Here is a 15,190-nt window from a genome sequence, read left to right on the forward strand (position 1 = left end):
GTGCTTGTGCGCGGCGAGGCGGCCCTTCTCGAAGAACGCCTTCTCCAGGGTCCGTATCAGGCGGGACGCCTTGACGACTGACGCAGACGCGGCGGGCGTCTGCGGGGATGGTGAAGGTGCCGTCTGCGGTCGCCGTGCGGCGTCTACTCTCCCCGGGGCTGGGCCAGGGGGCGCCCCAGCGCGCTGTTCGACAGATCGGCCAGCAGCGCGGCGACGTCCCGGTGGACCTCCAACGCGCCGGCGGCTCGCAGATCGCGGGCACTCCAGCCACCCGACAGGACGGCGATGCACGGCACGCCCGCCTCGGCGGCCGCCTGCACGTCCCAGAGGGTGTCGCCGACGAACACCGCCTCGTCGGTGCGGGCACCGGCCTTGTCGAGCGCCGCGTGGACCAGGTCCGGCGCGGGCTTGCTCTGGCGCACGTCGTCCGCGCTGGTCGCCTCCGTGATCGCATCGTCCGCGCCGAGGGCGCGCCGCATGACCTCCAGGTCACGGCCGGAGGCCGAGCTCGCCAGGACAACCGTCCACCCGCGGGCCGTCACCGCCCGCAGCAGGGCCGCCGCACCGTCGAAGGCCCGCAGCCGAGGCCAGAAGCGTCCGTAGAGAGCCTTCTGCGCGGCGCTGATCTCCTCGTCCTGGCTGGGGTCCCGGTCGGGGCCGAGCAGCTCGTCGAGCAGTTGGTCGCCGCCCATGCCGATCGCGCGGTGGATTCGGGCCATGGCGGGGTGGTGGTCGTACTGCGCCAGTGCCTCCGCCCAGGCCACGGTGTGCAGATAGTTCGTGTCGAGCAGCGTTCCGTCGACATCGAACAGAGCTGCCGGCGCCATGGGCCAACCTGCCTTCGCGTAACGGGGACCAGAGCACCGACAGTACGGTGGGGCGCCCTGACGCGCGACCGCTTCCGTGCCGCGCTCCTGGCGGGGGACCATGCGACCTCAGGTCGCCGCCTTGCACGCGTGTGGCCGCCGCCGTTTCGCCCGCTGCTTCCCGGGGAGGCGCTCAGTATGGTTCGTATCGGTTACACGATGATGAGTGAGCAGCGAGGTCCGCGGCAGCTGGTGCAGGACGTGGTGCGGGCCGAACAGGTCGGGTTCGACTTCTCGGTGGCGTCCGACCACTACTTCCCCTGGCTGGACGAGCAGGGACACTCCCCGTACGTGTGGAGCGTGCTGGGCGCGGCGGCGCAGGCGACCGAGCGGATTCCCCTGATGACCTATGTGACCTGTCCGACCATGCGGTACCACCCGGCGGTGGTGGCGCAGAAGGCGGCCACCGTCCAGTTGCTCTCCGACGGCCGGTTCCGGCTCGGCCTGGGCTCGGGGGAGAACCTCAACGAGCACATTGTGGGAGGGGGCTGGCCCGCGGCCGATGTGCGCCAGCAGATGCTGGTCGAGGCGGTCGAGATCATCAGGGCCCTGTTCGCCGGCGGCTACGTCAACCACCGGGGCGAGTACTTCCAGGTGGAGTCGGCGAAGCTGTGGGACCTACCGGAGCAGGCACCGCCGATCGGCATCGCCGTCTCCGGGGCACAGTCGTGCCGGATCGCCGGGGAACTCGCCGACCTGGTGATCGCGGTGGAACCCGAGCGGGCGCTGCTGGACGCCTTCGACAGCCACGGTGGGGCGGGCAAGCCGAAGGTGGGGCAGCTGCCGGTCTGCTACGACCCCGACCGGGAGGCCGCTGTGGCCCGCGCCCACGCGCAGTTCCGCTGGTTCGGCGGCGGGTGGAAGGTCAACGCCGAACTCCCCGGTCCGGCCGCCTTCGATGCCGCAAGCCGGTTCGTGCGCCCCGAGGACGTATCGGCGTCCATCCCCTGCGGTGCCGATGTGGAACCTTTCGTGGACGCGGTGCGCGCCTTCGCCGACGCCGGGTTCACCGAGGTCGCCTTGGTGCAGATCGGCGGGGATGCGCAGGGGCCGTTTCTCGGCTGGGCCGAGAAGTCCCTGCTTCCGGCCCTCCGGGAGCTCTGAAAGCCCGGGAGCTCTGAAAGCAAGCCGGCGGCCCCGGATGTCGGCGGGTCCCGGGTCGCCCGCGGCTTGTCCGTGGCTAGGCCCTCAGCACTGCGCTGCCCCGGCCGGCTCAGGCCGCCAGGCTGCCTTGTCACGGGGCGGTGTCACAGGGGCGGTGGCACGTCGCTCTCGCGGCTTCCGCAGGTGGCCGAGCGGCTCAGCACCTCGGCCGGCTCAGCACCTCGGCGCTGACGACGCGGTGCCACCGGCTCAGGGTGCTGGCCTGCTCACGCGCACGCTCGGCCAGGCGGTCGAGCTGGTCCGGATCAAGGCGCGGGTCGTCGTCGGCGATGGCGCGAAGGGCGTGCCACAGCGCCGCCTTTCCCTCGACACCGGCGCGCAGCGCCTCCAACTCGACCAGGTCGCTGAGAGGGGACCGACGCAGCAGAGTGCCGTTCGGCTTCAGCCGGCCGACCCGCTCGCCGGCGAGACCGAGCCAGGTGCGGTAGCGGTGTACGGGCACGCCGAGTCGGTTCATGATGCGCACCAGGTCGTCGCGATCCCGTCGGACCTCCATGGCGAGGCCACGCAGGTCCGCCGCGCGCTGGCTGTCGGCGTGCGTGTCCGCCATCCGGCGCGCGAGCGCGGTACCGCCGAACGCGCCGGTGAGGTGGTCGTTGAGGTAGACGCCCAACGGTTCCTCCATCTGCTGTTTCGACATCACGATCTCCCAAGAATCGGAACTTCGCGGCCGACGGCACGAGGGGAGGAGTTGCTGCATGTCGTGCTGCTGGAGGAACCCGCCACTCGGCGCTGGCTCACCAGCGATACCAACGGCCGCGCGAGCCGCCGGCCCCAGCCCCGCGGAACACGAAACCCAGCAGCCACAGCACCAGCAGCACGACGGCTACCCACCACAGGATGTGGATGGCGAATCCGACACCGGCCAGGACCACCACCAGCAGAAGCACCAACAGCAGAGCAACCATGGTCATCGACCTCCTTGTGCTGCGGGTGCCCGGCTGCGCCGAACTCATGCGTGCCCCCTGAAGGGGCGCCGACCCCAGCCGCCGCGTCGTTGCCAGAGCCGCAGCGCGCCCGCCCGCCCGGACAAGATCTCGCCTGCGAGGCGCGGCAGAGGTGCGCCGGGCCTCCGCCGCGCTGGAGCGGATCGTGAAGACGCCTACGGTATCGGTGCCCCGGGGCGCGGCGAACGGGGCTCCCGGGTGAGCGGCTGTGGGTGGCGTCAGCGGGCGAACTTCTCGATGGCCGCCGGGGTGACGGGGGTGAAGAAGTTGACGAGATTGCCATCGGGGTCGCGGAACAGCAGCGACCGGTTGCCCCAGGGCATCGTGGTGGGCTCGGTGACGAAGTCCGTGACGAAGCCGGTCAGGTTCTGGTGAACGCGGTCCACGTCGTCGACGAGGAACTCGGTGATCACGCTGTGGTTGTCCGCTGGGCGGGCAGAGCCCGGGGCGAACAGCGGGACGGTGCGGGTGCTGCCGATCGCCAGGGTGGCGCCCGCGGTCCTGAGTTCGGCGAAGTCTTCGTTGGCCCACGTCGCCTGCGCCCCGGTGACTCGCTCGTAGAAGTCGACGAGGCGCGCTACGTCGCTGGTGATGATGCGGATCGAGACGAAGTCCATGGGAATCTCCTTGGCTGTGCTGAAGGCGTGCACGTCGCAGGCTAGGAGAAATAGTGGACAGAATCGGTCCTGTATCCGGGTTGGGCATGCGAACATGCCTCGCGGGCCGGGTGGCTCAGGTGCATCGGGACGGCGAGGAGTTCTCGGTGGTGACCGAGGACTGGCAGCGGGTGCGGGCGCGGCGGGTGCTGGTGACCACGGGACTGGTCGACGAGCTGCCGGACGTGCCCGGGTTGGCCGCGCGGTGGGGGCGCGACGTCCTGCACTGCGTGTACTGCCACGGCTGGGAGGTGCGTGACCGGGCGATCGGCGTCCTCGGCAGTTTCCACCAGGCGCTGCTGTTCCGGCAGCTGTCCGAGGACGTCACCCTGTTCCCGCACGGGGGAGCGGAGCTGACGGAGGAGCAGTGGGAGCAGTTGGCCGGGTTGGGCGTCGGGGTGGTCGAGGGGCAGGTCGGCGGCCTGGTCATCGACGAGGAGTAGGACCGGCTGACGGGGGTGCGTCTGGTGTCGGGTGTGACGGTGCCGGTTCAGGAACTGGTGGTGGCGCCGCGGTTCGTGGCACGGGCCGGGTTCCTCGACGGACTGGGCCTGACGGTGCAGGAGCACCCCATGGGACTCGGCGAGCAGGTGAAGGCGGACGGTTCTGGCTTCACCGGGGTCGCCGGGGTCTGGGCGGCGGGCAATGTCAGCGACGTGCTGGCCGGCGTTCCGCAGGCCATGGCGGCCGGGGTCGGGGCGGCGGTGGCGATCAACAGGAATCTGCTGCTGGACGACGCGGGCCGTGCGGCGGAGTCCCGTACTGCGGTCCCCGGCTCCGGCGCTTTCAGAGGGGGCATGGAGGCCGAGGTGTCGCGGCGGGTGCTGGGCACCCGTGTGCACGGGCTGGAGGGACTGCCGCACGAAGGCTGAGCGCCGTGGGCCGGTCGGCGGGAGGCGGGGATCAGGTGGTGCGGGGGTCTGGTGGTCAGGTGGTGCGGCGGGCCTTGAGGTGGGCCCGCTCTCCCTGGGCGCCGAACAGGATGAGGAGTTCCACGGTGCGCGCGTCGTCGGGGCCGAGCCAGTGCGGGACATGGGTGTCGAATTCAGCGGCTTCGCCGGGTTTGAGGATCACGGTCTCGTCGCCGAGCAGCAGGCGCAGGCGGCCTGCGAGGACGTAGACCCATTCGAAGCCCTCATGCGTGCTCAGGTGGGGTTCGCACCGCCACCGGCCCCGCCGGGGGAAAGGCCGTTGTGCGGGTGGTCAGGGACGCGATGGCGGGGTCGTGCGGCGCGTGCGGTTAATCGACGGTGGACGACGCGACACGGGAGCGCTCCGCAGAGCAGCGCGACATCACCGCTCCCACCCCGGACGTCCGGGCCAAGGCCGACGACAAGGATGAGGCCGACGACAGGGACGAGGACGGGGATGACGAGCCCCCGGCAGCCGACACCCAGGCACCCTGACCGCTGGCTGCCGCCCATCCGGCTGTCCCGGCGTCGACTGTGCGCCCGGGCCCCGCGAGAGCCTCGTGAGGCGACGGGTGCTTCCGGCGTGCCGTTGCTACGCCAGCGTGACGCCCTCGCTGTCCAGCAACTCGACCAGTTCGTCGCGGTGCAAGAAGGCGACGCCTTCGAGGAGATCGGGATGGCGCAGCAGGGCGCCGGCTTCGGCGTCGAAGGCGCCCGGGCTGGTCAGCCGCTCCAGGCCGCCGACGAGGCCGTGAGGACCGGCGGCGGTCGACGCTCGGCGGGCGCGGGCAGCGAGGGCGGGGTCAGCCAGCAGGCAGGCGGCCCAGCTGACAACGACCTCCTCGACCCAGGTCCGCCACGGCGCGTCCTCGGGTTCGTTGCCGGCGAGCCAGTCCAGCCGCCCCGATCCGCTGGGCGCGAGCACGTGCAGCAGCTGGGCGTCGAGGTCGGTGGGGTAGCGCAGGGCGGCCGCGAGGGTGGCGGCCTGCCGGGCCTGGGCCTCGGCCAGCGCGGCGTTGACCGGGCCCGGTGGCGGAGGGTATGCCGCCAGGAGCCAGCGTGTGCAGGCGGCTATGACAGCGGTGAGGTCGGTGGGCACGGCGATCGGTCCCTCGGGGCGGGCTCGCCGGCCTCCGGTAGATCGGTGGTGCGGCGGTGCGAGCTGCTGGATGCGAGGCCGCGCTGCCCCGCTCGTGGCCGCCAGTGTAGGCAGGCCCAGGCCACCGACGGCATGACGCCGGTCACTCGCCGCCGCTCGACCAGCCCATCAGTGAAAGGCTCCGTTGAAACGGGGAAGTTCACCTTGAGACGCGGTCGCTGCGAGGGACGCTTCAAGCGCGCATGTGGAAGGGCTCGGCGATGGACGGGGTCGAAGACCGTATCCACAAGCCCGGCACCGACCATGCTCGCCAGGGTGATCGCCCGTGCGCATGCCACTTGTCAGCGCCCGCACCGAACGGTCACTCGAATCGCCGTCGGCGAGTAGCGCGCGAATGAGCCCTGGCCGAGGCTGGGCGGAAGTCCGGGTCACCAGAGGGGTGCGGTGTCGATGTTCGATGCGAGCTTTGCGTTCCCGCCCTCCCTGCTGGACCCGGTGACCGGCGCCCGCGGCCGGATCGCCGTCATCGGCGCCGGTATGGCCGGCCTGGTGAGTGCGTACGAGCTGCAGCGGCGCGGCTTCGACGTCGTGGTCTACGAGCAGGCGAACCGGCCCGGCGGGCGGGTCCGCACCCACCGCTTCTGGGACGGCACCCACATCGACCTGGGCGCCATGCGCATCCCCGGCAACCACCACTGCGTGCTGCACTACGTCTCCCGGTTCCGCCTGGAGACCCGCCCGTTCGTCAACGCCAACCCGCGCGCCTACTACCACCTGCGCGGCCGGCGGGTGCGGGTACAGGACGTGGCGGCGCTGTTCCCCGCGTACGCGCTGCGCCCCGCCGAGCGGCAGGCCCCCGGGTCGCTGCTGGACCGGCTGCTCGGCGCGGTGTGGAGCACCCTGACCCCCGAGCAGCAGCACCGCACGCTGGCCGGACACTGGGACGACCCCGCGCTGGAGCGGCCCGCCTCCGTCTCGCTCTGGCAGTTCGTCCACGAGCACCTGTCCCAGGACGCCTGGGACCTCGCCGGCCACGCCAGTGGCCTCGCCCACTACGAGCAGTCCTCCCTGCTGGAGGTCCTGGTCGACTACTTCGGCCTGTTCCACCGCGGGCAGGTCGAGCTGGTGGACGGCCTGGACGCGCTGATCCGCGCCTTCGTCCACGCCCTGCGCCCCGGCAGCGTCCGGCTGTCCGCCCGGATCGACGAACTCGCCCTGACCCCGGACGGCGTCCGGCTGATCGGCGCCCGGCTCGGCGCCCCGCTGCACGACCGCGCCGACTACGTGGTGTGCTGCGTCCCGGCTCCCGCACTGGACCGGATCAGCGTCACCCCCGGCCTACCCCACCCGCAGCGGCACGCCGTGCGCGGCATCAGCTACGCCAGCAGCACCAAGACCGTGCTGCACCTCACCCGCCGCCGGTGGGAGCTGGCGGACGGCATCCACGGCGGCGGGAGCTTCACCGACCTGCCGATCCAACAGTGCTGGTACCCCTCGGACAACGCGGTGTGGGTCGAGGACGGCGTCAACGGCGGCCCCGGTCCGCACTGGGCCGCCCGCGACCCGCTGCGCTCGGCCGAACCGACCGCCCTGCTCGGCGCCTACCTGTGGGGCGCCAACGCCCGGCGCTTCACCGCGCTGCCGCCAGCCGACCGGGACGCCCTCGTCCTGGCCTGTCTGGAGCGGCTCCACCCCGGCATCACCGCGGACGTCGACGACATCCTGCACTGCGACTGGGACGTGCAGACCGGCATGGGCGGCGGTGCCTTCGCCCACCTCACGCCCGGCGAGCACACCCGCTACCTGTCCGTGCTCGGCGCCCCGCACCCGGTCGACGGCCCGCGGATCTTCTTCGCCGGCGAGCACCTGTCCGGCGCCCACGCCTGGTGCCAGGGCGCCGCCCGGTCCGCCCTGGACGCCGTGGGTGCCCTGCTCGACCGCGCCGGCCACCCCCGGATCGCCACCCGGGTGGGCACCGCGTGACGGACCGCGAGCTCACCCGCGCGGATCTCCGGGCCCCGTTCCGCCCGGCCCGCCGCGAGCAGGTCGGCATCGAGGTCGAGTGCGGCCTGGTCGACCCGGCCACCGGGCTGGCCGCCCGCTACTCCGGGGAGCGCGGCGTCCAGGCCGTCCTGGAGGCGGTGCTGGCCCGGTGGGGCGGTGAGCGGCAGGAGGACACCGGCCGGCTGACCGGGGTGCTGCGCCCGGACGGCAGCCAGATCACCCTGGAGCACGGCGGGCAGATCGAGTACTCCTCCGCGCCCGCCCCCGGCGTCGGCAAGGCGGTCGACGACCTGCGGGCGGCGCTGGAGCAACTCGCCGAACTGGCCGACCGCTTCGGCCTGGCCCTGCTGCCCGGCGGCTACCTGCCCTTCGACCGCCCGGCGGACATGGAGTGGGTGCCGATGACCAGGGGCGCCCTGATGCGGGAGCACTTCGCCGGGCTGGGCGAGTCGGGCAGCCGGGCCCGCAATGTCATGGCGCTGTCGCTGTCCACCCAGGTCACCCTGGACTACCTCTCTCCCGAGGACTTCACCCGCAAGCTGCGCACCCAGGTGGCCGCCGCACCGGTGGTCTCCGCCCTACTGGTCAACTCCCCACTCCAGGAGGGTCGTTCGGAGGGCCTGCTGTCCCACCGGTGCTGGTCCTGGCTGCGGATGGACCCGCGACGCAGCGGCGTGCTGCCGCCCGCGCTGCGGCCCGGCGTCACCGTGGACGACGTGATCGACTGGGCGCTGGACATCCCGCTGATCCACTACCGCGACCCGGCCGGCCGCTACCACCCGGCACCCGACCGCACCTTCGCCGAACTCCTCCGGCACGGCTACCCGGACGGCGGCAGGCCCACCCCCACCCATTGGAGCGCCCACCTGAACCAGCTCTGGACCGACACCAGGGTCCGCGGCACCCTCGAAATGCGCGGCGCGGACGGCCCGCCGCACCCCTTCTCCGCCGCCGTCCCCGCGCTGTGGGCCGGCCTCAGCTACCACCCCGGATCCCTCGCCGCCGCCTGGGACCTGCTCGGCCACTACACCCTCGCGCAGCACCGCGCCGCGCTCGCCGAACTGCCCGTCCGGGGCCTGGCCACCCGCCTCGGCGGCGACCCCGTCCGCCCGCTGGCCGCCGAACTGCTGCGCCTGGCCCGGACCGGCCTGTCCGCCCGCGTCGCGGCCGGCCTCGAACCGCCGCACGTCCCCGGCTACCTGGACCCGCTGGACGAGATCGTCGCCACCGGCCGCACCTTCGCCGAGCAGTGCCTGGGGCGCTGGCACGGCGAGTTCGGCCGGGACCCGGCCCGCTACGTCGCCGCCCACCGGGTCTGAGGCCGGCCGGGAAAGACCAAGGGCGGGCCAGCGGGTTTCCGTGCCGTTCAGCACCTCCTGCGGCAGGTGTGCGGGACCTCCACCGGCACCTGGACGAGGAGGACGACCGCACCGAGCACGAGGCACTGGCCTGGCCCGCACAGTGCCACACGGCCCGAAACGGGTCCGACCAGCCCAGCGCAGCGAGGCCGCACCAGGGCCACGATGGAAGTACGAGACGAGAAAGAAGAGCACGATGAGGACCAGGTTGCGGCCCCGCACCGGGGAGGGCATGGCGCTGCTCGGCGTCCTGCTCCTGATCGTTCTGGAGCTGGTCGCCCTCACCACCGCTCCGGCCGGGGACCGGGCGGTGATCGGCGGCACCCTGATCGGCGCCGGCACGGCGGCGTTCGTCATCGTCGCGGCCCTGCTGCACAGCCGACACAACCGTGAACGGCACGCCCGCCAGAGCCTGCCCCCAGTCACGGACAGTAACTGGTTCGACGGCCAAGCCCTGGAGGGATTCCCGATGGAAGCCGTCCGGCCCATGCTGCTGGGCCCGCACGCCCCCAGCCTGAACCGCCTCTACGCCGCCTGGGTACTCGCCACCCACGGCCATGACGCCGTCTGGATCATCCACCATCTCGACCTGCCCGCCGATGTCACCCACCTGCTTGTCGACGCCGCCCACCGGCAGAGCGCGGGGGCTGACCGGACCCGGGCCGGGTGAGCAGCGAGGCCACGTCCATCCCGTACGCCTGTTGAACCGGACGGAGTCCGTCACGTGATCACGGCCCTCGACCACATCCAGCTCGCACCGCCCGGCAGCGAGCCGCTCGTGGGCGCCTGCTGCGGCGCAGGCCGGCTGGGGTGGTGACTAGCCCGCTCGGGGTGCTTCGCCACCGCCTGCTCGTTGAGGACAGGCACACAGGTGTGAGCTCGGTTAGCTTCGGGGCGTGGACCGTGTCGTGTTGTTGTCCCGGTTGCTTCGTCGCCCGCTGGTGGGGCGCGGCGGTGAGGTGGTGGGCCGCCTCGCCGACGTGATCGTCCGCCTGCGCGGTCGCGACTACCCGCTGGTGACCGGCCTCGTCGCGCAGATCGAGAAGCGTGAGGTGTTCCTGCCCGCCGAGCAGGTGGCGGACTTCGACGGCGACCGTATCCGGCTCACCCGCGAGGTGGTGGACCTGCGCCCGTTCGAGCGGCGCGAGGGCGAGGTTCTGCTGCGCGCCGATGTACTCGGCCACCGGGTGATCGACGTCGCCGATGTCGAGCTCGTCAAGGCCCACGACATCGAGCTGCGCGAGCGGCCCGACGGCTGGGTGGTCGACCGCCTGGACACCCAGCCGCACCGGCCCCGCCTGTTCGCGCTCGGGGGAAGATCCGAGCCGCACTGGCGGGACTGGAAGGCGTTCGAACCGCTGATCGGCCACGCTCAGTCGGCCCGGGCACGCGGCCCGTTCGGGCGCCTGGGCCACCTCAAGGCGGCCGACCTGGCAGACCTGCTGGAGGACGCGAACCGTAGGGAATCCGACGAGATCCTGGAGACCGTCCACGCGGACCCCGAACTGGAGGCGGACGTCTTCGAAGAACTGGAACCCGATTCGCAGACCCGCCTGCTCGCCGAGCGGGGCGACGCCGAGATCGCGGCCGTCTTGACCCGGATGCACGCGGACGACGCCGCCGACGCCATCAACGACCTCCCGCAGCGCCGCCGCCAGCCGGTCCTGGACGCCCTGCCCGCCGGGCAGCGCACCAAGGTCCTCACGCTGATGGGCTTCAATCCCTCCAGCGCTGGCGGCCTGATGGCCCTCGACATCCTCACCGCGCCTCCGAGCGCCACCGTCGCCCGAGCCCTGGATCTGGTCCGCGCCGCCCAGACGCTGCAGCCCGAGGCGATCACCAGCGTCTATGTGGTCGAGGAGCCCGATCCCCGCCTGATCGGCACCGCCACCCTGGTGGCCCTGCTCCAGGCCGACCCGCATGCCGACCTCGACCAGATCATGGTCACCGACCCCGTCCGGGTGCTCCCGGACACCGACGTCGAGGACGTCGCCCTGCTGATGACCGACTACAACCTGCTCACCGTCCCCGTCGTCGACGAGCAGGACCGGATCCTCGGCGTCATCACCGTCGACGACATCCTGGAGACGGTCATCCCGGAGGACTGGCGACGCCGCGAGCCGGCCCCGCACCCGGCCCATCGCGTGGAGGAGACCCAGCCGGGCGGACGGCCCAACGACACGACGGGCCAGGGCGCATGACCGCCCCCCAGCAGCCGCCCGACCAACCCGGCCGACGGCAGGAGGGACAGCATCCGGCCCAGCCTCCGAAGGACGAGAAGCCCCCGAAACCCGAGGCCCGCCCTGAGCCGTCGCCCACCCCGAAGACCGCGCCCGCGCCCCGGCCCACGCCTCCTCCAACGACGCCGTCCCGTCCCAGCGCCGTCCTGGATGAGGCCCATCTCGGCGACATCGAGGGCGCCTTCGGACGGATTCCCCGCGAACACGCCGAGGAACGCCCCGGCCTCAAGGCCCGCCTGCTGACCCTGCTGGCCATCGTCGGGCCCGGCATTATCGTCATGGTCGGCGACAACGACGCCGGCGGCGTCTCCACCTACGCCCAGGCCGGCCAGAACCACGGCTACAGCCTGCTGTGGGTACTGCTGCTGCTCATCCCGGTGCTGATCGTCAATCAGGAGATGGTCGTCCGCCTCGGCGCGGTCACCGGCGTGGGCCATGCCCGGCTGATCAACGAACGGTTCGGCCGGTTCTGGGGCTGGTTCAGCGTCGGGGACCTCTTCATCCTCAACTTCCTCACCATCGTCACGGAGTTCATCGGCATCGCGCTCGCCGCCGACTTCCTCGGCGTTTCCAAGTACCTGGTCGTACCGATCTCCGCCCTGCTGCTGATCGCCGTCACCAGCAGCGGCTCCTTCCGCCGCTGGGAACGAGCGATGTTCGCCCTCATCGCGGTCAGCCTGCTGCTCATCCCGCTCACCCTCATGTCACAGCCCCAATGGGGCCGCGCTGCGCACGACTTCGTCGTCCCGAGCATTCAGGGTGGTATCACCAGCGACGCCGTCCTGCTGATCATCGCGATCGTCGGCACCACCGTCGCCCCTTGGCAACTGTTCTTCCAGCAGTCCAACGTCATCGACAAACGCATCACCCCGCGCTTCATCGGCTACGAACGCGCCGACACCGTCATCGGCTCCATCGTGGTCGTCGTCGGAGCGGCAGCCCTGGTCATCATCGCCGACTACGCGGTCCGGGGTACTCCGTTCGAAGGGCACTTCACCGACGCCGGCGGCATCGCCCAGGCTCTCGACCAGCACAGCCACGCCATGGCGGTGATGTTCGCCATCGTCCTCATGGACGCCAGCATCATCGGCGCCGCCGCCGTCACCCTCGCCACCAGCTACGCCTTCGGCGACGTCTTCAACCTCCGCCACTCCCTGCACCGCGGCTTCGGCGAGGCCAAGCAGTTCTACGCCTCCTACAGCCTCATGGTGCTGGTCGCCGCCGCCATCGTCCTTATCCCCGGCGCACCACTCGGCGTCATCACCGAAGCCGTCCAGGCCCTCGCCGGCCTCCTCCTGCCCTCCGCCAGCGTCTTCCTGCTGCTGCTCTGCAACGACCCCGAGGTCCTTGGCCCCTGGGTCAACCCGCGCTGGCTCAACCTGCTCGCCACCGTCATCATCGCCGTCCTGCTGCTGCTTTCCGGCACGTTGATGGTTGCCACGCTCTTCCCGTCCGTCGACATCAAGGGCCTCACCATCTGGCTGGCCGGAATCCTGGTCGCGGGCCTGCTCGCGGCGGCGATCGGCCTGCGGATCGCCCAGCGCCGCAGGGGCACGGCAAGGCCGGCGCCACACGTGATGCCGCACGCCGAGAAGCTGGCCTGGCGCATGCCACCACTGGCCCTGCTCAAGCCCGTCCAGTGGTCACCGGGCCTACGCCTCGGCATGCTCGCGCTGCGCGGTTACCTCGTCCTGAGCGCCGTCCTGCTCCTCGTCAAAGCCATCCGCCTCAGCGGAGGCTGACCGACCCCGGACCCCCGGGCCACCCCGTCGAAAGGTCAACAGGACGCGGTCCGCGCGTGGATCAGGAGGCCATGAGAACGGCCGGCGTCGGCACGGCGTCCCCGCCGAACCGGCGCCAGCCGCAAGCACCTGCCCGTCGTGCCCGGTGGGGGAGCGCCACCACGTCCACCGCGGCGGCGTAGTCGGTCTTCTCCACGGTCGCGTCCGCGCCGTCCCAGGAGGCGGTGAAGGAGCCGGGCGCGGGCGGGGCGAAGCTGAGCAGCAGCACCGCGGGAACGGTCAGCAGCAGACGATCCCAACGCTGGGGTGGCGCTCGTGCTCATGGTCGTGCGATTCGGCGGGACGGTTCGAGCCGGACTGCGTTGCGCTCGGCGTCGCGCCCGAAGCGTATGGCGGGGCCCCTTCGTGGCCGACCAGTCCAGGCTGCCTGCTCTGGTCGGCGGGATGACCCATGTCAGGCCCGGCAGGCGCGGCCAGGGGTGCCCGGGGCGAGAGGCGGCGATGCTTCGTCCCCCGGGCACCAGCCGTATCCGGTTCAGGATTTGCCGCGGCCGGTGACGAAGTCGCGGGCCCGGTCTACCAGGCCGGCGCCCGGGGCGAGCAGTTTGCTGGCCAGCGGGGTGCTCGGCGCCGAGGGGTGCGGGCGGGTGGGCGCCATGGACTTGGCCCGGCGGATCCTGTCGCCGAGGTCGTCCAGCTGCTCGGCCGTACAGGCCTGGGCCAGCTTGGGGAAGAGGTTGTTCTCCTCGTCCTGGACGTGGGCGGCGACCTCGTTCATCAGCTGCTGGAGCATCGGGTTCATCTGCTGGTCGTCGGTGTCCATCTTCTCCAGCTGCTTGAGGAGCTTCTCGACGCGGCCGTGGTCGGCGATCTCCTTGTCCGCGAGTTCGTCGCCGCCCTGGATGTGTTCGCGTACCGCCGGGTAGAGGTACTGCTCTTCTGCGACCGAGTGCCGCACCAGCTCGATGGTGACCTCGTCCACCATGTCCCGCAGCTGCTGCCCGCCGCCGGTCATCGCCTGGATCCGGGCGAACATCTTCTCCACCTCGCGGTGGTCGGTCATCAGCTCCTGGATCACATTGCCGCCGTGCCCCATCGCGTCTCCACCTTTCATCGTGTGTGTCCCGGGTCGGTCCCGGTCCGGCCGGCAGTGATCCCCGCGAAGACGAGCACAAGTGAGCGGGAGGGGCGGTCCTCACCCGATCGGCGACGGTGACGACCCCCGCCGGGCGTACCCGTGCGGCAGGGAGCCGCGTCGAGCCCTACGTTCGGGGCAAGCGCCGTGGCGCACCCCATCAATCGAGGAGAAGACCATGCCCGCCGGTTCGAGCAAGAAGCGTGAACGCCAGTACGAGCACATCAAGGACAGCGCCCTGGACCGCGGCGAGAGCGAGAGGCGGGCCAAGGAGATCGCCGCGCGCACCGTGAACAAGGAACGCGCCCGCCACGGCGAGTCGAAGACCGCCAGCCGCTCCTCCCTCCACGACACGTCCTCCCGGCGCGGCGGGCGGCGCTCGCACCCCGTCTCCCAGGGCCCGACGAAGGAGCAGCTGTACAACGAGGCCAAGAGGCGCAACATCCACGGCCGCTCCACGATGAACAAGAAGGAACTCGCCAACGCGCTCGGCCACTGACACCGCGAGGGCGGCCCAGCCGAAGGCTTCGTCCAGTCGGTGAGGGCAGGTCAAGCCGGTTCGCGGGCCAGGGCGCCCTGGCCCGCGTGCGGTGTCTCCTGTGTGCGGCCGGGCCGGTCATTCGGAGCGCCGCAGGCCTCCAGTTCCGGGGCCTTCTCTTGATCCATGGGCTACGCGCTCCCGTTGTCCTGGGAGGGGGAACGCGGTGGCTGGACCGCCACCCCGTCGCATACGCGCGGCTCAGCCGCGGAATCAGGAGAGCAGGGCGCGGACGGCGTCCTCGACCGGGCCGTGCGTGGCGACCGGTGCGCCGTCCGCGCCGAGCTCACCGAGGGCAGGGGCGATCGTGGCCCCTTCGTCGAGGAGTGCGATGAGCCGCGGATCGACGTACGAGGCGCGGCGTACGGCCGGGGTGCTGCCCAGGTAGTTCGCCACCTCGCGGACGACTCCGGCCTCGGCCTGCTCGCGCGCAGCCTGCGAGCCGCCGGCCACCGACCGACGCGACGGTCACCGCGGTGCGGGTGTGTCCCACGTCGCGATGTGCGGAACGGACATGTCGGCTGCACGTC

Annotated in this window: 18 protein-coding genes and 1 pseudogene; 10 read left to right on the forward strand and 9 right to left on the reverse strand. The window is 71.8% G+C overall.

Annotation, left to right across the window (positions count from 1 at the left end):
- Positions 1-143: 143 nt before the first annotated feature.
- Positions 144-827: an HAD family hydrolase gene (locus tag ACZ3YL_RS17185; protein WP_188308841.1), complete on the reverse strand. Its 684-nt coding sequence runs from the start codon at positions 825-827 to the stop codon at positions 144-146.
- Between the two features lie 177 nt (positions 828-1,004).
- Between ACZ3YL_RS17185 and ACZ3YL_RS17190 the strand changes: the two genes are divergently transcribed.
- On the forward strand, positions 1,005-1,970 hold the full coding sequence (locus ACZ3YL_RS17190) for an LLM class F420-dependent oxidoreductase (RefSeq protein ID WP_188308840.1): 966 nt from the start codon (positions 1,005-1,007) through the stop codon (positions 1,968-1,970).
- A gap of 196 nt (positions 1,971-2,166) precedes the next feature.
- Here the strand turns inward: ACZ3YL_RS17190 and ACZ3YL_RS17195 are convergent, their stop codons facing one another.
- From ACZ3YL_RS17195 to ACZ3YL_RS17205, 3 genes are all read right to left on the reverse strand, one after another.
- Positions 2,167-2,670 (reverse strand): hypothetical protein, encoded by a 504-nt coding sequence (locus ACZ3YL_RS17195; RefSeq protein WP_465658129.1) that lies wholly within the window; start codon positions 2,668-2,670, stop codon positions 2,167-2,169.
- A 97-nt stretch (positions 2,671-2,767) separates the two neighbouring features.
- Positions 2,768-2,938 (reverse strand): DUF5670 family protein, encoded by a 171-nt coding sequence (locus ACZ3YL_RS17200; RefSeq protein WP_188308853.1) that lies wholly within the window; start codon positions 2,936-2,938, stop codon positions 2,768-2,770.
- A 257-nt stretch (positions 2,939-3,195) separates the two neighbouring features.
- On the reverse strand, positions 3,196-3,594 hold the full coding sequence (locus tag ACZ3YL_RS17205; protein WP_188308839.1) for a VOC family protein: 399 nt from the start codon (positions 3,592-3,594) through the stop codon (positions 3,196-3,198).
- Positions 3,595-3,704: 110 nt separating this feature from the next.
- Here ACZ3YL_RS17205 and ACZ3YL_RS17210 point away from each other — a divergent pair, with 110 nt between their 5' ends.
- Entirely contained in the window at positions 3,705-4,076 is a 372-nt protein-coding gene (locus ACZ3YL_RS17210) for a hypothetical protein (protein ID WP_465658131.1), read from the forward strand.
- A 24-nt stretch (positions 4,077-4,100) separates the two neighbouring features.
- The gene (locus ACZ3YL_RS17215; RefSeq protein WP_465658133.1) at positions 4,101-4,505 is read left to right on the forward strand and encodes a hypothetical protein; all 405 of its coding nucleotides are present in this window, start codon (positions 4,101-4,103) and stop codon (positions 4,503-4,505) included.
- Between the two features lie 55 nt (positions 4,506-4,560).
- On the opposite strand, the pseudogene ACZ3YL_RS17220 reads toward ACZ3YL_RS17215, so the two are convergent.
- Positions 4,561-4,791: pseudogene (locus ACZ3YL_RS17220) on the reverse strand (cupin domain-containing protein); the annotation flags it as partial.
- Positions 4,792-4,883: 92 nt separating this feature from the next.
- Here ACZ3YL_RS17220 and ACZ3YL_RS17225 point away from each other — a divergent pair.
- Complete coding sequence (locus ACZ3YL_RS17225) at positions 4,884-5,039, forward strand: hypothetical protein (protein WP_188308837.1); 156 nt, start codon at positions 4,884-4,886, stop codon at positions 5,037-5,039.
- 97 nt (positions 5,040-5,136) lie between these two features.
- Here the strand turns inward: ACZ3YL_RS17225 and ACZ3YL_RS17230 are convergent, their stop codons facing one another.
- Positions 5,137-5,643 (reverse strand): hypothetical protein, encoded by a 507-nt coding sequence (locus ACZ3YL_RS17230; protein ID WP_188308836.1) that lies wholly within the window; start codon positions 5,641-5,643, stop codon positions 5,137-5,139.
- A 450-nt stretch (positions 5,644-6,093) separates the two neighbouring features.
- Between ACZ3YL_RS17230 and ACZ3YL_RS17235 the strand changes: the two genes are divergently transcribed.
- The 5 genes from ACZ3YL_RS17235 (at position 6,094) to ACZ3YL_RS17255 (ending at position 12,987) form a co-directional block, all read left to right on the forward strand.
- The gene (locus tag ACZ3YL_RS17235) at positions 6,094-7,626 is read left to right on the forward strand and encodes a flavin monoamine oxidase family protein (RefSeq protein WP_188308835.1); all 1,533 of its coding nucleotides are present in this window, start codon (positions 6,094-6,096) and stop codon (positions 7,624-7,626) included.
- Positions 7,623-8,966: a glutamate-cysteine ligase family protein gene (locus tag ACZ3YL_RS17240; protein ID WP_465658135.1), complete on the forward strand. Its 1,344-nt coding sequence runs from the start codon at positions 7,623-7,625 to the stop codon at positions 8,964-8,966. Before ACZ3YL_RS17235 ends, ACZ3YL_RS17240 begins: the two co-directional genes overlap by 4 nt.
- 235 nt (positions 8,967-9,201) lie before the next feature.
- Complete coding sequence (locus ACZ3YL_RS17245) at positions 9,202-9,675, forward strand: hypothetical protein (RefSeq protein WP_188308833.1); 474 nt, start codon at positions 9,202-9,204, stop codon at positions 9,673-9,675.
- Positions 9,676-9,901: 226 nt separating this feature from the next.
- Positions 9,902-11,206, forward strand: a complete 1,305-nt coding sequence (locus ACZ3YL_RS17250; RefSeq protein WP_188308832.1) for a magnesium transporter MgtE N-terminal domain-containing protein — start codon at positions 9,902-9,904, stop codon at positions 11,204-11,206.
- The gene (locus ACZ3YL_RS17255) at positions 11,203-12,987 is read left to right on the forward strand and encodes an Nramp family divalent metal transporter (protein WP_465658138.1); all 1,785 of its coding nucleotides are present in this window, start codon (positions 11,203-11,205) and stop codon (positions 12,985-12,987) included. The genes ACZ3YL_RS17250 and ACZ3YL_RS17255 overlap by 4 nt, the downstream gene beginning before the upstream one ends.
- Positions 12,988-13,048: 61 nt before the next feature.
- Here the strand turns inward: ACZ3YL_RS17255 and ACZ3YL_RS17260 are convergent, their stop codons facing one another.
- Both ACZ3YL_RS17260 and ACZ3YL_RS17265 read right to left on the reverse strand, forming a co-directional pair.
- On the reverse strand, positions 13,049-13,255 hold the full coding sequence (locus tag ACZ3YL_RS17260; RefSeq protein WP_465658139.1) for a hypothetical protein: 207 nt from the start codon (positions 13,253-13,255) through the stop codon (positions 13,049-13,051).
- Between the two features lie 267 nt (positions 13,256-13,522).
- Entirely contained in the window at positions 13,523-14,083 is a 561-nt protein-coding gene (locus tag ACZ3YL_RS17265; protein WP_465658175.1) for a hemerythrin domain-containing protein, read from the reverse strand.
- A gap of 217 nt (positions 14,084-14,300) precedes the next feature.
- On the opposite strand from ACZ3YL_RS17265, the gene ACZ3YL_RS17270 reads away from it, so the two are divergent.
- Positions 14,301-14,621, forward strand: a complete 321-nt coding sequence (locus tag ACZ3YL_RS17270) for a plasmid stabilization protein (RefSeq protein ID WP_188308830.1) — start codon at positions 14,301-14,303, stop codon at positions 14,619-14,621.
- 252 nt (positions 14,622-14,873) lie between these two features.
- On the opposite strand, the gene ACZ3YL_RS17275 is transcribed toward ACZ3YL_RS17270, so the two are convergent.
- Positions 14,874-15,113 (reverse strand): hypothetical protein, encoded by a 240-nt coding sequence (locus ACZ3YL_RS17275; RefSeq protein ID WP_465658141.1) that lies wholly within the window; start codon positions 15,111-15,113, stop codon positions 14,874-14,876.
- Positions 15,114-15,190 lie beyond the last annotated feature (77 nt).

The sequence above is a fragment of the Kitasatospora sp. NPDC023176 genome (assembly GCF_055560495.1).

Bases quoted from the DNA above. Each gene is read 5' to 3' on its own strand.
- ACZ3YL_RS17185 (WP_188308841.1), bottom strand. From the start codon at position 827: ATGGCGCCGGCAGCTCTGTTCGATGTCGACGGAACGCTGCTCGACACG.
- ACZ3YL_RS17190 (WP_188308840.1), top strand. From the start codon at position 1,005: ATGGTTCGTATCGGTTACACGATGATGAGTGAGCAGCGAGGTCCGCGG.
- ACZ3YL_RS17195 (WP_465658129.1), bottom strand. From the start codon at position 2,670: ATGTCGAAACAGCAGATGGAGGAACCGTTGGGCGTCTACCTCAACGAC.
- ACZ3YL_RS17200 (WP_188308853.1), bottom strand. From the start codon at position 2,938: ATGGTTGCTCTGCTGTTGGTGCTTCTGCTGGTGGTGGTCCTGGCCGGT.
- ACZ3YL_RS17205 (WP_188308839.1), bottom strand. From the start codon at position 3,594: ATGGACTTCGTCTCGATCCGCATCATCACCAGCGACGTAGCGCGCCTC.
- ACZ3YL_RS17235 (WP_188308835.1), top strand. From the start codon at position 6,094: ATGTTCGATGCGAGCTTTGCGTTCCCGCCCTCCCTGCTGGACCCGGTG.
- ACZ3YL_RS17245 (WP_188308833.1), top strand. From the start codon at position 9,202: ATGAGGACCAGGTTGCGGCCCCGCACCGGGGAGGGCATGGCGCTGCTC.
- ACZ3YL_RS17255 (WP_465658138.1), top strand. From the start codon at position 11,203: ATGACCGCCCCCCAGCAGCCGCCCGACCAACCCGGCCGACGGCAGGAG.
- ACZ3YL_RS17265 (WP_465658175.1), bottom strand. From the start codon at position 14,083: ATGGGGCACGGCGGCAATGTGATCCAGGAGCTGATGACCGACCACCGC.
- ACZ3YL_RS17270 (WP_188308830.1), top strand. From the start codon at position 14,301: ATGCCCGCCGGTTCGAGCAAGAAGCGTGAACGCCAGTACGAGCACATC.